The organism is Marinobacter sp. Arc7-DN-1 (genome assembly GCF_003441595.1).
Taxonomy (GTDB): domain Bacteria; phylum Pseudomonadota; class Gammaproteobacteria; order Pseudomonadales; family Oleiphilaceae; genus Marinobacter; species Marinobacter metalliresistant.
Window position 1 is genome coordinate 2,309,358 of the sequence record NZ_CP031848.1, and the last position, 14,162, is coordinate 2,323,519.

Below are 14,162 nucleotides of genomic sequence, written 5' to 3' on the forward strand. Positions count from 1 at the left end.
CTGCACCGGTTTACCGGTTCCGGACGCAGAATTCCGGACAAAACCACCCCAACCCACAAGGAGCAGGAAACATCATGATTACTCTGAAAAAAGCGGCCACAGCCGCAACCCTGTCACTGACTCTCGCAAGCACGCAGGCACTGGCAGAAATGCAGACCAAAACCGTCGAATACAAGGTCGGTGATACCACCTTCACCGGCTACATGGCCTGGGACGATGAGTTCGAGCAGAAGCGCCCCGGCGTTCTGGTGGTTCACGAATGGTGGGGCCACAACGAGTTCGCCCGTGACCAGGCAGAAAAACTGGCTGCGGCAGGCTACACCGCATTTGCCCTGGACATGTATGGCTCCGGCAAACAGGCGGACCATCCGGATACCGCCCAGAAGTTCATGCAAGAAGCCACCAAGGACATGGACCAGGTCAAAGCCCGTTTCATGAAGGCCATGGAGATTTTGCAGAACCATGAAAGCGTTGATGCCTCACGCATTGCCGCACAGGGCTATTGCTTTGGCGGCGCTGTGGTCCTGAACATGGCCCGGATGGGCGTGGATCTGGATGGCGTCGTCAGCCTTCACGGCGCTCTTGGCAGTCCCATTAGCGCTGAACCCGGAGTGGTGAAGGCACGGGTTCAGGTATACACCGGTGGCGCCGACCGGATGGTGCCCTCCGAGCAGGTCGCCGGGCTGGTCAAGGAAATGCAGGATGCGCAAGTCGACCTCACGCTGGTGACTTTCCCCGGCGTTCTGCACTCGTTCACCAATCCTGGCGCAGATAAGCTCGCTAAAGAATTCGGCATGCCGATTGGCTATGACGAAGAGGCCGCTACCCGCTCCTGGAAAGGTACCATGGCGTTTTACGAGGAGATTTTCGCCCTGTAATTCACCGATATCCCTTCGGGAGTTCAAAACCCGGCAAAGTTGTCGGGTTTTTTATGCCTCAGAGTGACGAAGCGATGCTGTTTCGAACATCCGTCATCAAGTCATCAAGGGGTAAATCCCCGGTGGCCACCGGAGGATGGATCACGATTTCAATCTCACCGGGAGTGAAGGCAGCATGCCCCTTGGGAAGCCGCTGGTGGGAGCCCCGGATGGTAACAGGGAGAATCGGAAGCTGGCCATCCTTGGCGATCACAAAACCACCTTTCTTGAACGGCAGCAGCTTCCCGTCCAGAGAGCGTGTGCCCTCCGGAAAAATCAGGATGCCAGTGCCATTGGGCAGTTGGGCAACACCCCGCTTGATACTCTCCAGCGCATCACTGCCCCTGGACCTGTCGATAAACAGGTTGCGGGAAGTCTCCAGTGCCAGCCCGAACAGGGGCACCTTGCGCAGTTCCTTCTTGATTACCCAGCGGTACTGCAACCGGAGCGCCAGCACCAGGGCCGGAGGATCAAAGTAGGAGGCGTGATTGCTCAGAATCACATAACGCTGACCGGGCTGAATGTTTTCCCTGCCACGGACCCGCAGCCGGATACCGCAGACTTTCAGGATCCCCCAGGCATAGATCCGGGTACCGTGAAACGCCGCATCACCGCGCTTTCCGGAAAGAGCGGCGATCACGATCGGCAAAAACAGGATCAGCGTGAGCGATATGGCCCAGAACAGAATCCAGGCAGCTTTGAGCATTCGGAGCATGAAATGATTCCTGTAGGTCTCGACTTCCGTTTTAACGAGCAACAGGGAAACAAAGATTACACAGCGCGGGGAAAATCACAAAACGGATAGCCACGGAAGGATGATTTCAAGATGAAAAAAAGGCAGCCGAAGCTGCCTTTCTGGCGGTTATTCCCGAATCCCTCAGGGATTACAGCGGAACAACGTTCTCCGCCTGGGGACCTTTCTGGCCCTGGGTAACGGTGAACTCAACCTGCTGGCCTTCTGCCAGAGTCTTGAAACCGCTGCCCTGAATAGCGCTGTAGTGAACAAAAACGTCCGGGCCGCCTTCACGAGTGATAAAGCCAAAGCCTTTTGCTTCGTTGAAGAACTTAACAGTACCGGTAGTAGTAGACATACTTAAACTTCCTGAAATCAATCATATTATCTGCCGCCGTACACCCTCGTGGTGCAAGGTCGACGTTTTGCGGAAATACAGAACTCGCGGAATCAGAAACAGGACGGTCACTACACACTGCGGAGGTACGCCTTATTCATGAAATGCTTTACTGAATCTTTCCTACATTTTTAACTCTACTCCTGAATCCGAGACTTGCCAAGGGTATTTTCAAGAAAAAATATAGGTAGTGATACCCATCAGCCCTTCACCAGGCCGAAGGTGTAAATTCCCAATGCAGTCATCAGGATGGAGCCCACCACATGGGCCAGAATACCGGTGATGGCCATGGCCCATTTGCCTTCCTGGATGGCGGCGAACATCTCCAGAGAAAAGGTAGAGAACGTGGTCAGCGCGCCGCACAGTCCGGTAATGGCAAACAGCCGCCACTCCGGCGCCAGGGTGCTGCCATGACTGAAATAACCGATCAGCAGGCCGATCAGCCAGCCACCACTGAGGTTGGCGACCAGCGTACCGTAAGGAATTGCATGGTAGGTGGCATTCAGCCACAACCCCAGGGCCCAACGAAGGTTGGCGCCGATCACGGCGCCAACACTTACTGCAAAAAAAGACAACCACATGTCAGAGCATGTCTCCGGTCAGGCAGGATTGTGGTCAATCACAGACTCCTTGTTGTGCGCAAAGGCATCAAACGGGAAGTCGTCCACAGTCAGCATTTCCAGCACCACGGCTTCGTACTGACGCATGAAGTCCGTCTCTTCCCTGGTGTAAACACCGGCCTCCAGGGCCGCTTCGAACCGCTCTTCCGGATGCAGCGCCGTCATGGGCAGCTCGCCCCTAGCGTAGGCCTTGGTGACCTTCCGGTACAGCTGTTCGGCCTTGTCATAGTCTTTGAGCAGACCATTGTAACGGGCAACCGGGTTCTCCACCGTGCCTTCGCCATCGCTAGTCCAAATGCTGGCGATCAGTTTATTGCGAATCGGCGTATCGGTGGAGGTGGCGCGGGCCAGTTTACGGGCCAGATCATCCCCGGGGCTGCCCCAGCGGCGACCCAACGGCATGGTAACAGCGCGCAAGACCAGCGCCACGGCGCGGTTGGGCAGGTTCTGCAGGAACTCATCCAGCGCGTTTTCAGTGCGATGCATCAGCAGGCCCAGACTGTACTCCATCACTTCCTTCTCGCCTTGCACCGGCTGAGTCTCGTGCCAGTTCTTCAGCACCATGGATGCGAGGTACAGGTTGGACAGCATATCTCCCAGGCGCGCCGAGATCAGCTCACGCATTTTCAGCTCGCCGCCCAGGGTGGTCATGGCGGCATCAGAACACAGACCGAAGGCCGCGCTGAACCGGACCACCGCCTGAGCGTATTTCCGGCTGGCACTGTCGAACGGCACATCCGCCCGACCAAGGCCAAGTGCCTGGGTGAAGGCGCGGGCAGCATTGCCGAAGATCAGACCGGCATGACCGAAGATGGCGCCGTCGAACGCCTTGATATCATCGTTATCCTTGGCCGCCAGTTCCTTGAGCACGTAAGGATGACAGCGGATCGCTCCCTGCCCGAAGATCATCAGGCTGCGGGTCATGATGTTGGCACCCTCAACGGTGATCGAAACGGCCGCACCGCTGAAACTGATACCCAGATAGTTGCGGGGGCCGAGGGTCACCGTCTTGCCACCGTGGACGTCCATGGCATCGGTGAGGATGCCTCTCTGGAACTCGGTCAGGTGATACTTGAGAATCGCAGACGGCACCGCCGGCTTCTCGCCTTTGTCGATCATGTTGGCGGTATGGTTAACCGCCGCCTGAGCGATATAGGTCTTGGCGGCAATGCGGGCCAGGGGCTCCTGCACACCTTCCATATCCGCAACCGGCGTGTTGAACTGGCGACGGATCCGGGTGAAGCCACCGGCGGTAGCCACGGAATAGGCAGCCGCACCGGCGGCACCGGAAGGCAGGGTAATACAGCGGCCAACCGACAGGCATTCAACCAGCATGCGCCAGCCCTGGCCCGCCATCTCCACACCACCGATGATGTAATCCAGCGGAATGAATACGTCCGTGCCCTTGATCGGTCCGTTCAGGAACGGGCTGCCGATCGGGCAGTGGCGGCGGCCGATTTCCATACCCTTGATGTCCCGGGGGATCAGGGCGCAGGTAATGCCATAATCCTTGGTGTCGCCCAGCACCCCGTCCGGATCAAACATCCGGAAGGCCAGGCCCACAACCGTGGCGATGGGTGCGAGGGTAATCCAGCGCTTCTCGAAATTGAGCCGGATTCCCACCACTTCCTTGCCATCCACTGTCTGCTTGCAGACGATGCCGGTGTCAGGCAGTGAGGTTGCATCCGAGCCGGCACGGGGGCCGGTCAGGCCGAAACAGGGGATCTCACGGCCATCGGCCAGACGTGGCAGGTAGTGATTCTTCTGGTCGTCGGTTCCGTATTTGACCAGCAACTCACCCGGGCCGAGAGAGTTGGGTACGCCGACAGACACCATCAGTGATTCGTTCGCAGCCAGTTTCTGCAGAACCGCTGTCTGGGCCTTGGCCGAGAACTCCAGGCCGCCGTATTCCTTCGGGATAATCATGCCGAAGAATTTTTCCTTCTTGAGGAAATCCCACAGCTCCTTCGGCAGGTCCGCACGCTCAACCGCCACGTCCCAGGCGTTGCACATGGAGATGGCCTGGGTGCACTGATTGTCCACGAAAGCCTGTTCTTCCTCGCTCAGGCCGGTATAGCGGTTAACCAGCAGGTTGTGCCAGTCCGGACGACCGGTAAACAGTTCGCCATCCCAGCCCACAGTGCCCGCTTCCAGAGCGACTTTCTCGGTATCCGAAACCTTGGGCGCGACTTTCTTGAACATCGCAAAAATGCGGGGTGTCAGCCAGCTCTGGCGGAAACCTGGCAAGCCTGCGGCCGCTGTTGCCGCGGCACCGATAAACAGCACCAGCGCCAGCCAACCGGAGGCAAAGATCAGGGACAGCAAACCGGTCCCTGCCATCACACCAATGGCGGACGTTGCACCGGACTCGCGCCGCATCACAATCAACAGGCCGGCCAGTGCCACTACAAACAGAATGAAAGTCATCATAGGTTCTCTCTGTCATCCATGGTTCAGGAATGTTGAAGACTACAATTTGTTACGTTCACCGTACCGCATCAGAAGATGGCTGACCAGCAAATGCCGCACAGTCAGCCAGTTACAGCCGTCACACCCCGGCTTACGCAGTCACTATCACCCGGATGCCTTCCAGGGCGAGACTGGCATGGCCAATGGCATCCCGGGCCGCCTCGAACTGGCCCCGGAAATAGTCGATTTCCTCTTCACGAATCGCCGGATTTACCCTCTGCAGCGCTTCCAGCCTGCGAATCTCCGGTTCAAAGCTGGCAGCTAGCTGGTCAAGGGCCTGCGCCTTCAGGGGCTCAAGGTGAGGCTTGGACAAACGCTCCACATGATCCACCATGGTTTCAACCTCAGGACGAATCTGCGGCACGATGGCCTGGGCCGTGCGCCGGCGGATGTTTGAGCACAGGTCGTTCAACCGGTCATGGGGCAACGCACCGGATAACTCCTTGCCGTTCACATCCACCAGCAGTCGCAACGGCGAGACCGGCAGGTAGCGGGTCAGCTGCAGGGCATCCGGGGCGGGACAGTGCACAGTAAACAGCGCCTCCATCAGCAAAGTACCCGCCGGCAGCGCTTTCACAGACAGACTGGCCAGGGCCGCCTTGCCCAGGCCGGAACTGGTGACCGAATCCATCACCCCGGTCACCATCGGGTGCTCCCAGCTCATAAAGGCCAGATCTTCCCGTTCCAGGGCATTCCGGCGATCCCAGGTCACCGTTATGCCGTCTTCCGGCAACTCGGCCACGTGACCGGCCTGGTATTGCTCACCGGGGCGGAGAATGTCGGAATGATCAGCGTGGTCTTCCACATCCACCCCGAGAATGTCGAAGGCCTCCATCATGTAGTCACGAACCCGGACCTCACCTTCTTCTTCCTCAATGGCGGCGATCAGACCTTCAGCCACATCCCGGCGGCAGGAATTGAGTTCAATCAGCGCATCACGGCCGTTCTGGAGCAGCGTTTTCAGACGCTGCGACTCTTCAGCCGTGGCCCTGACCAGCTCAATAGCATCGGTGTCACCCTCGATGGCCTTCTGCCATTGGCTCTGGACAGCCTCCTGAACCGCCACGCCAACCGCACAGCTTTCGGCAAAGGCATTCAAACCTTCGTGGAACCACCGGAACTGAACTTCCTGGCTGGTCCCTTGCAGGTAAGGAATATGGATATCAATGGCTTCGGTCTGGCCGATCCGGTCCAGGCGACCGATGCGCTGCTCGAGCAGATCCGGATTGGCAGGCAGATCAAACAGCACCAGGTGATGGGCGAACTGGAAGTTCCGGCCCTCACTGCCGATCTCGGAACAGATCAGCGCCTGGGCACCCTGTTCACTATCCGCAAAATAGGCCGCAGCCCGGTCGCGCTCAAGAAGGCTAAGGTGCTCATGGAATGCGGCACTGCGGATACCGGCGCGTAGCTGGAGATAGTGTTCAAGGGCCATAGCGGTTTCGGCGCGGGCGCAGATGACGACTGCCTTGGCGGGACGCAGGCTGGCCAGTTTTTTCTCCAGCCAGGCCACCCGGGGATCGTCTGCCAACCATCGTTCCTCAGATACCAACTGCTCGGGCGCCAGTCCCTGCATTCCGGAGACCTGCCCCTTGTAGATATCCGGGCATGGCAAGGGCGCGGGGGCCGGACGACGCTCGGGGAACCCTTGAATCGCCGCCCGGGTGTTACGGAACAGCACGCGGCCGGTGCCATGGCGATCCAGCAAGGCATCAATCACCGACTGGCGGGGGGCATCACCGGCCAGCAACTGATCCAGCTCCTCACCCAGCCAGGCCTGCAGCAGTTTTCGATCGCCCGCGCTTATGTCGGAACGCTCGTCCTGCAGCCTTCGGACCACGTTGTTGATGACCTCGTACTGCTGTTCCTCCTCCCGGAATGCCTCCAGATCGTGAAAACGCGCGGGGTCCAGTAACCGCAACCGGGCAAAGTGACTGGCCACACCGACCTGTTCGGGGGTCGCTGTCAGCAGCAACAGGCCACGACTGATCGCCGAAAGCTCTTCCACCACCTGGTATTCGGGGCTGACTTGCCCCGGGCTCCAGGCCAGATGGTGGGCCTCGTCCACAATCATCAGGTCCCAGTCGGCCCGGAGGGCATCCTCACGGGCCTGCAGGCTGTTCACCAGGAAGTCGAGGCTGCAAAGCACCAACTGGTCGCTTTCGAAGGGATTGACAGAGTCATCGCCGCCGAAGATGTGGTTTACCAGCGCATCGACATCGCTTTCTTCATCTTTCAGGGTGTCGTAGCGGCTCTGGTCCAGGATCGAAAAACGCAGGTTGAAGCGCCGGAGCATTTCCACCAGCCACTGATGCGTCAGGGAATCCGGCACTACGATGAGTGCGCGCTTTGCCCGCCCGGTGTGAAGCTGGTAGTGCAGGATCAGGCCTGCTTCGATGGTTTTGCCGAGACCCACCTCGTCTGCCAGCATAACCCTCGGCGCATGGCGCCTTGCCACCTCATGGGCGATGTAGATCTGGTGCGGCAGATGCTGGGTACGGGCACCGATCAGCCCCTGGGCCGGGGACCCACGCAGGCGATTCATGTGCTGGAGTGTGGCGAACCTCAGACGAAAGGCGCCGTTTCGGTCGAACTGACCCGCAAACAGCCGCTGGTGCGGGGCCGAGAAATTCACTGATCCGGCCAGCTTCACTTCGGAGATTTCGTGCAGGTCAGTGCCATCATCCGCGTGATACATCAGCACGCCACCGAGATCCTCGACCGCGCGCACGATATAACGCTCACCCTCAAAGGTCTCAATTTCCTCCCCGACCTGATAAATGATGCGGGAAAGCGGTGCGTTATCAATTGCATAGGTGCGCTCCTCATCGGCAGCAGGGAATCCCAGGGTAACCCTTCGGCCAGAGATGTCCGTGACAATCCCCAACCCCAGGCCAGTATCACTGTGGCTGACCCAACGCTGACCGATAACAAATTCCGATGTATCCAAGAAACCTCCAGACCGATTAATTTCTGGTCGCGCCGTTCTCGCGCACCCAGTAAGCCGTAGCCCCACACACCGCCGCCGGCACCACAAACAGGTTCAGAACCGGCACCATGGCCGCCAATGCCACCGGCAGGCCAAAGCCGAATGCCGACAACCGCGTATCACCCAGTAGGCGGCGCAATGCCGGGAAACTGACCTTATGATTGTCTGCGGGATAGTCGACATACTGCAGCGCCATCATCCAGCTGTTGAAAACAAACCACAGAACGGCTGCAACCAGGTTAACCACCGGGATCAGACCGATGATCAGCAGGCCGATGGCTCGGGGCAGGTAGTAGAGAATTTTCTGTACCTCGCGCCAGAGCGCGCGTGGAATGTCTTTGATGATCGTTGCCCAGCTGTCATCGGTGTTGACCTCCTGACCGGTCAGATGTTTTTCGGTCAGTTCGGCAAGGTATCCGTAGAATGGGGAGCCGATGAGGTTGGCAACAATCACAAAACCATACGCCAGCATTAACAGAATGACGGCGCCATAAAGAATCCAGAACAGCCAGTCCATTGCCTGGAGCCAGGCCCAGTCCGGCAGCCAACCCATGGCGGCGGCAACCAGGCCGGCAAAAAGCTCGCCCAGGAAGATGAACAGCAACCCGAAGAGCAGGATATTGATAACAAGTGGAATAATGACAAATAGCCGCAGGCCGGGCTGACGAATCAGGCGGAAACCTTCACCCAGATAGCCCAGTCCACGAAAAAAATTACCTTTGAGCATCGCTGGCAGGACCTCCGCTTCCATGACAATGACGGGGCGCAAAGCATATCATGTTGGCAACATTCCCACAGCCCGGCACCTCTCAGGGACTTCCCCGATGGCAACACTGAAACATCGACTGACCAGCCTGCTGAACTATCGCGCACTGTGGCGGGTAGCCTTTGTGATATCCGTGCTGGCCATCGGGTTCCTGGCGACAACGGATAATCCTTATCCCGTGCCCTCGTCATCCAGCGACAAGGTGAACCACCTGGTCGCCTTCCTTGAACTCACCATCCTGACCCGCCTCTCGTGGCCGGATCTCCGGGCCATCTGGTTTGTGCCGGCACTGCTGGCATTTGGCCTGGGTATTGAGGCCATTCAGGCGAACCTGCCATACCGGGACTTTTCCCTGGCCGATCTGGCCGCAGACGCCGCCGGCATCGCCATCGGGCTCCTCCCCTGGCCCGGCATCCGAAAGACTGGAAAACCGGATTTGAGAAATTCACCCGAATCGTTGTGAGATATCTCCTACAGGCACGTGCGATCTTGCAGTGACATCGCGTACGCGGGGGCATTAGCCGACCCTCATGAAAAACCTAACCCACTGATAATCATAATTTATTGCTGGATACCCTCCCGAAGCCGTTAACGGCGAGCGCGCCGTTCACACGATTGTCAATATTCAATTGGTATAGTCTTTACATCAAGGATGACAGGGAAAAGGACGACGCACTGGATGCACCCCGGCATGGACTGCAGGGAGAGGCAGGGATACAGGGACGCCTCGCTTAAGGGATAATTATTCGGACAGCCGGCTCGGATGCCGGCACCACGGAGTGGCTCAGGGATCTGGCAACACGGCGGTTGCCCAAAGCGCAAGGATGCGCCGACCTGTTCCGCGAAAGGGCAACCCCAGGGTTGCCCTTTCTTTTTGTGATCTTCGTGGGCAGGCGACCTTGCAACCCTGCCCCGGTGAGGGTTTTGCCTGGAGGCTTGTTCCGCCGTTCAACTGACACCTGCTCCGCAGCTCCGCTTGAATAAAAGCGGACGCCGGTACAGCGGCCTGGGCCGGAAACAGGGCCCGGCAAGCGGAAAACAGTCATTTCCGCTATACTTCGGCCTTCATCCGACAACCGGTTAAACGCTGAAATGGCAAGCAGACCCGACACCGACGACTACCTTTCCCTGTTCCTGAATGACGTGCCCCTGATGGACGTCCGGGCACCGGTGGAGTTCGCCCGGGGCAGCTTTCCGAATGCGGAAAATGCGCCCCTGATGAATGACGAGGAGCGCCATCGGGTCGGCATCTGTTACAAGGAAAAGGGCCAGGACAAGGCCATTGAACTGGGACACCAACTGGTCTCAGGTGATATCAAGGCTCAGCGCATTGAAGCCTGGAAACACTTTGTCGCCCGCCACCCCGGGGGCTACCTGTTCTGCTTCCGGGGCGGCCTGCGCTCCCGGCTTACCCAGCAATGGATCCACGAGGCCGGCATTGACTACCCTCTGGTAAAAGGCGGCTACAAGGCCCTGCGCCGCTTCCTGATCGACAGCCTGGAAGCCCGGATTGAATCCAGCGAATTCCGCATCCTCAGCGGTCGCACAGGGACAGGCAAGACCCGGGTTCTGAAGCAGCTCCCTAATCCGGTGGACCTTGAAGGCCTGGCCAACCACCGAGGCTCCAGTTTCGGGCGGCAGGTTACTGCGCAACCCTCCCAGATCGACTTTGAGAACCGGCTCGCCGTGGCCATGCTCAAAGCCCATCAACTCATTGGCGGGTCTGTTTACCTGGAAGACGAGAGCCGTCTGGTCGGTCGCTGCGCCCTGCCCGAATCGCTCAGGGCAAGGATGGCCGAATCCCCCCTGATGGTCCTGGAGCAGCCGCTGGAAGAGCGCATTACCATCATTCGCGAAGACTATGTTGAGGGTATGGTCGCGGATTACGTCAACCGGGATGGCGCCGAGGCCGGCTGGCTGAATTTCCGGGACTATCTGCTCAGCGCCCTTGATCGCATTCGTAAACGTCTGGGAGGCGAGCGGCACCAGCAGCTTCGCAGCCTGATGGAGCAGGCGCTTGCAGAACAGCAAGCCGATGGCCGGACAGAAGCCCACAACGCGTGGATCCAGGCATTGCTGCAGGATTACTACGACCCCATGTATGACTACCAGCTGAGCCGGAAAGAGGGTCGAATTCTTGTTCGCGGGGGCCCGGACGCAATTCTGGACTGGGCCAGAGCCGGTTTCGTTGCGTAAGCATGTACCAGAAAAGGCCGGTTGCGATACACGCCCGTCCGGTTTGTCTGCCATGTGAGGTACAGACGAATCAGGTTGCCGCCGGATTTTTCCGATAATCAGACACTTATGAAAAAACACCAATGAACAAGGAGTCCACTATGGAAGACCTGCTTGGGGCTGATGGACGCGCTTCAGAGCTGATCAATCAGGCGATGACCCTGATTATGACTTATGCACCGAAAGTGGTGCTGGCCATCATCACCCTGGTGATCGGCCTCTGGCTGATCAACCGGTTTGTCGGTGTGCTCGACAACAAACTGGGCAAAAAGGATCCGACACTTAATAAATTCCTTTGTGGCCTGATCGGCGCGATCCTCAAGATTCTGCTGTTCATCTCTGTTGCGTCCATGGTCGGCATCGCCACGACCTCGTTCATTGCCATCATCGGTGCTGCCGGCCTGGCGGTGGGTCTGGCCCTTCAGGGCAGCCTCGGCAACTTTGCCGGCGGCGTGCTGATCCTGATCTTCAAACCGTTCAAGGTTGGAGACACCATTGATGCTCAGGGCTATCTCGGCGCCGTGCGGGAAATTTCCATCCTCTACACGATTGTCGACACCTTCGATAACCGCCGCATCGTCATTCCCAACGGCAGCCTGTCCAACGCTACGCTGGTGAACGTCAGCTACTACGACACGCGCCGTTGCGACATGACCTTTGGCATTGCCTACGGCGATGACATCGACAAGGCCCGGGCCGTGATCAAGCAGCTTCTGGACGAGGACAAACGGGTACTGCCGGAGCCTGAGCCGAGAATATCGGTGGGTTCCCTGGGCGACAACTCGGTCAACATCATCGTCCGGCCCTGGACCAGAACTGACGATCTCTGGCCGGTTTACTGGGACATGCACGAGCGGGTGAAGAAAGCCTTTGACAAGGAAGGCCTCACGATCCCGTTCCCACAGCGCGACGTTCATCTCTACAAGAACGAGTGAACCGGTTCGCATTGATACATCTGGTTACTCGCAAACTGCGTAGCCTCAACTAAGCTGACCATTAATGGCGGGGTTTTCCGGCCCCGCCAGGCCATCGGGGCCCGGCAGGCCAACAATCGCAGGCTCCGGAACGCTGTCATTGCTGGTAGGAGGTGGTCACTATGCCGGTACAGCAGTTGAAGGAATTCCTCGAAGAGGCAAATGTGGAATACATGTGCCTCTCTCACCCCCCTGCGTTTACCGCCCAGGAACTGGCCCACCACGTAAAGATTGCCGGCGACCGTGTCGTCAAAACCGTGATCATCGAGCTGGATGGCAAAATGGCCATGCTGGTCATGCCGGCTACCTGGCGCATCCGCTGGGACAGGCTGTCCCGGATTCTCGAGACCGACTTTCTTGATCTTGCCGATGAACAGGAATTCCAGGACCGGTTTCCGGATTGTGAAGTGGGCGCCATGCCGCCATTTGGCAACCTGTTCGGCATGACCGTGTACTGCGCCGAGGCCCTGACCGAACAGCCCGAACTCGCTTTCGCTGCTGGCAGCCATACCGAATCGGTTCACATGAAAACACCGGATTTTCTCACCCTGGTTCAGCCAATGGTCCTGAACCAGGGCTTTACCAAACCCGGAGCCCAGAAGCCCGCCTGGCTGGTCAAAAACCGCCGCCGGCCTGACGACACCGCGAAACAGCGGGTATTCGGCATGGCAGGATACTGACACTTTTCATGCCGGCTTGATCCCGATCTCTTGTCTGACCGCCGTCATCGCGTAAACTGAGGGCATCAGACAGGAAACCGATATGACTCAAGCCTTTGATATTGTGGTTGTTGGCGCCGGCATGGTCGGAGCTGCCCTGGCCACTGGCCTCGGCCAGAGTGGCTTCAGTGTCGCCGTGGTTGATCGTGCTCCCCCACCCGTCTTCGACCCGCAAGCCAGCCCGGATATCCGGGTATCCGCCCTGAGCGCCGGTAGTGAACGTTACCTCCGGAGCATCGATGCCTGGAACAAAATCCTTAACATGCGGGCAACGCCCTACCAGCGGCTTGCGGTGTGGGATGAAACCCGGTATCCACTTCAAAACCTCGTGCCCCGGAAACTGATTGCAGTTGAATTCGACGCAACGGAACTGGGCGCCCACCATCTCGGCCATATCGTCGAGAACCCGGTAACCCAGCAGGCGCTCTGGCAGACCGCGGAGGCAGAACCACGGGTGACCCTGATTCACGGACACGGCATTTCATCGCTGGCCCTGTCCAGTGAATCGGCCACCGTTACCCTGGACGACGGTCGCGAACTCACCGCAGCCCTGGTGATCGGCGCTGATGGCGCCCGGTCCCGGGTCCGGGATCTCGCCGGCATCGGCACCACCCGGAACCAGTATGGCCAGCAGGCCATGGTGATCTCCGTGCGCTACCAGGGCCCGGTTGAGGACATTACCTGGCAGGGCTTCCACCCCTCCGGTCCCCGGGCGTTCCTGCCGCTGCACAGTGCTGGCCTGGACTTTCCGGGTGAGAGCTGGGGCTCGCTGGTCTGGTACGATGCGCCCGATGAACTGGCCCGCCTGAAGGCACTGGACGACGACGAACTGATGGCCGAAATCCAGTCGGCCTTCCCATCGTGCCTGCCACCGCTGACCCACATCGACGCCCGGGCCTCTTTTCCCATTGCCCGGCAGCACGCCAGGCACTATTTCGCAGGCAGGGTGGTTCTGGCCGGTGATTCGGCCCACACCATCAATCCATTGGCGGGCCAGGGCGTAAACCTCGGTTTCCAGGACGCCCAGGCACTGCAAGGCGTGCTCAGGGAAGCCAGGCGCGCCGGCGACGACCTGGCTGACCGGAAATGGCTGGATCAGTACGAGCAGCAACGCCGCCCGGCCAACCGCCGGATGATGCTGACCATGGATGTGTTCTACCACCTGTTCAGCAACCAGGTTCCGCCGGTGCACCTGCTCCGGAACCTCGGCCTCGGCGCCGCCCGCGCCCTGCCCTTCGCCCGTAACCGGGTTGCCCGCTATGCCATGGGTATCGATGAAGAGTTGCCGCCCGTGCTAAAACAGGTCACCGCCCGGATTCCGGGCCTGAACCAGCGTTAAACCC

12 protein-coding genes are annotated in these 14,162 nt (G+C 58.9%); 6 read left to right on the forward strand and 6 right to left on the reverse strand.

The window, feature by feature from the left end; all coding sequences use genetic code 11:
- The first annotated feature begins 74 nt into the window (after positions 1–74).
- On the forward strand, positions 75–878 hold the full coding sequence (locus D0851_RS10850; RefSeq protein ID WP_162893716.1) for a dienelactone hydrolase family protein: 804 nt from the start codon (positions 75–77) through the stop codon (positions 876–878).
- A 58-nt stretch (positions 879–936) separates the two neighbouring features.
- On the opposite strand, the gene D0851_RS10855 is transcribed toward D0851_RS10850, so the two are convergent.
- The 6 genes from D0851_RS10855 to cysZ form a co-directional block, all read right to left on the reverse strand.
- On the reverse strand, positions 937–1,632 hold the full coding sequence (locus D0851_RS10855; RefSeq protein WP_117618669.1) for a lysophospholipid acyltransferase family protein: 696 nt from the start codon (positions 1,630–1,632) through the stop codon (positions 937–939).
- Positions 1,633–1,801: 169 nt separating this feature from the next.
- Complete coding sequence (locus D0851_RS10860) at positions 1,802–2,008, reverse strand: cold-shock protein (protein ID WP_044389091.1); 207 nt, start codon at positions 2,006–2,008, stop codon at positions 1,802–1,804.
- A 239-nt stretch (positions 2,009–2,247) separates the two neighbouring features.
- On the reverse strand, positions 2,248–2,628 hold the full coding sequence (gene crcB, locus D0851_RS10865) for a fluoride efflux transporter CrcB (RefSeq protein WP_117618670.1): 381 nt from the start codon (positions 2,626–2,628) through the stop codon (positions 2,248–2,250).
- Between the two features lie 18 nt (positions 2,629–2,646).
- Positions 2,647–5,097, reverse strand: coding sequence for an acyl-CoA dehydrogenase (locus D0851_RS10870; RefSeq protein WP_117618671.1), 2,451 nt, complete (start codon positions 5,095–5,097; stop codon positions 2,647–2,649).
- A 130-nt stretch (positions 5,098–5,227) separates the two neighbouring features.
- Complete coding sequence (rapA, locus tag D0851_RS10875; RefSeq protein ID WP_117618672.1) at positions 5,228–8,086, reverse strand: RNA polymerase-associated protein RapA; 2,859 nt, start codon at positions 8,084–8,086, stop codon at positions 5,228–5,230.
- Positions 8,087–8,102: 16 nt separating this feature from the next.
- The gene (gene cysZ / locus D0851_RS10880; protein WP_117620365.1) at positions 8,103–8,852 is read right to left on the reverse strand and encodes a sulfate transporter CysZ; all 750 of its coding nucleotides are present in this window, start codon (positions 8,850–8,852) and stop codon (positions 8,103–8,105) included.
- A gap of 97 nt (positions 8,853–8,949) precedes the next feature.
- Between cysZ and D0851_RS10885 the strand changes: the two genes are divergently transcribed.
- The 5 genes from D0851_RS10885 to D0851_RS10905 all read left to right on the forward strand — a co-directional run bounded on the left by D0851_RS10885 (position 8,950) and on the right by D0851_RS10905 (position 14,158).
- Positions 8,950–9,354 (forward strand): VanZ family protein, encoded by a 405-nt coding sequence (locus tag D0851_RS10885; RefSeq protein WP_117618673.1) that lies wholly within the window; start codon positions 8,950–8,952, stop codon positions 9,352–9,354.
- Positions 9,355–9,983: 629 nt separating this feature from the next.
- A complete protein-coding gene (gene mnmH, locus D0851_RS10890) occupies positions 9,984–11,087 on the forward strand; it encodes a tRNA 2-selenouridine(34) synthase MnmH (protein ID WP_117618674.1) in 1,104 nt (367 codons plus the stop codon).
- A 140-nt stretch (positions 11,088–11,227) separates the two neighbouring features.
- Positions 11,228–12,061: a mechanosensitive ion channel family protein gene (locus tag D0851_RS10895; protein WP_117618675.1), complete on the forward strand. Its 834-nt coding sequence runs from the start codon at positions 11,228–11,230 to the stop codon at positions 12,059–12,061.
- Between the two features lie 161 nt (positions 12,062–12,222).
- Positions 12,223–12,780 (forward strand): aminoacyl-tRNA deacylase, encoded by a 558-nt coding sequence (locus D0851_RS10900; protein ID WP_117618676.1) that lies wholly within the window; start codon positions 12,223–12,225, stop codon positions 12,778–12,780.
- Positions 12,781–12,862: 82 nt separating this feature from the next.
- Positions 12,863–14,158, forward strand: coding sequence for an FAD-dependent monooxygenase (locus tag D0851_RS10905; RefSeq protein WP_117618677.1), 1,296 nt, complete (start codon positions 12,863–12,865; stop codon positions 14,156–14,158).
- Positions 14,159–14,162 lie beyond the last annotated feature (4 nt).

Coding starts and splice junctions, on each gene's coding strand:
- D0851_RS10850 (WP_162893716.1), top strand. CDS start 75: ATGATTACTCTGAAAAAAGCGGCCACAGCCGCAACCCTGTCACTGACT.
- D0851_RS10855 (WP_117618669.1), bottom strand. CDS start 1,632: ATGCTCCGAATGCTCAAAGCTGCCTGGATTCTGTTCTGGGCCATATCG.
- D0851_RS10860 (WP_044389091.1), bottom strand. CDS start 2,008: ATGTCTACTACTACCGGTACTGTTAAGTTCTTCAACGAAGCAAAAGGC.
- crcB (WP_117618670.1), bottom strand. CDS start 2,628: ATGTGGTTGTCTTTTTTTGCAGTAAGTGTTGGCGCCGTGATCGGCGCC.
- D0851_RS10870 (WP_117618671.1), bottom strand. CDS start 5,097: ATGATGACTTTCATTCTGTTTGTAGTGGCACTGGCCGGCCTGTTGATT.
- cysZ (WP_117620365.1), bottom strand. CDS start 8,852: ATGCTCAAAGGTAATTTTTTTCGTGGACTGGGCTATCTGGGTGAAGGT.
- D0851_RS10885 (WP_117618673.1), top strand. CDS start 8,950: ATGGCAACACTGAAACATCGACTGACCAGCCTGCTGAACTATCGCGCA.
- mnmH (WP_117618674.1), top strand. CDS start 9,984: ATGGCAAGCAGACCCGACACCGACGACTACCTTTCCCTGTTCCTGAAT.
- D0851_RS10895 (WP_117618675.1), top strand. CDS start 11,228: ATGGAAGACCTGCTTGGGGCTGATGGACGCGCTTCAGAGCTGATCAAT.
- D0851_RS10900 (WP_117618676.1), top strand. CDS start 12,223: ATGCCGGTACAGCAGTTGAAGGAATTCCTCGAAGAGGCAAATGTGGAA.
- D0851_RS10905 (WP_117618677.1), top strand. CDS start 12,863: ATGACTCAAGCCTTTGATATTGTGGTTGTTGGCGCCGGCATGGTCGGA.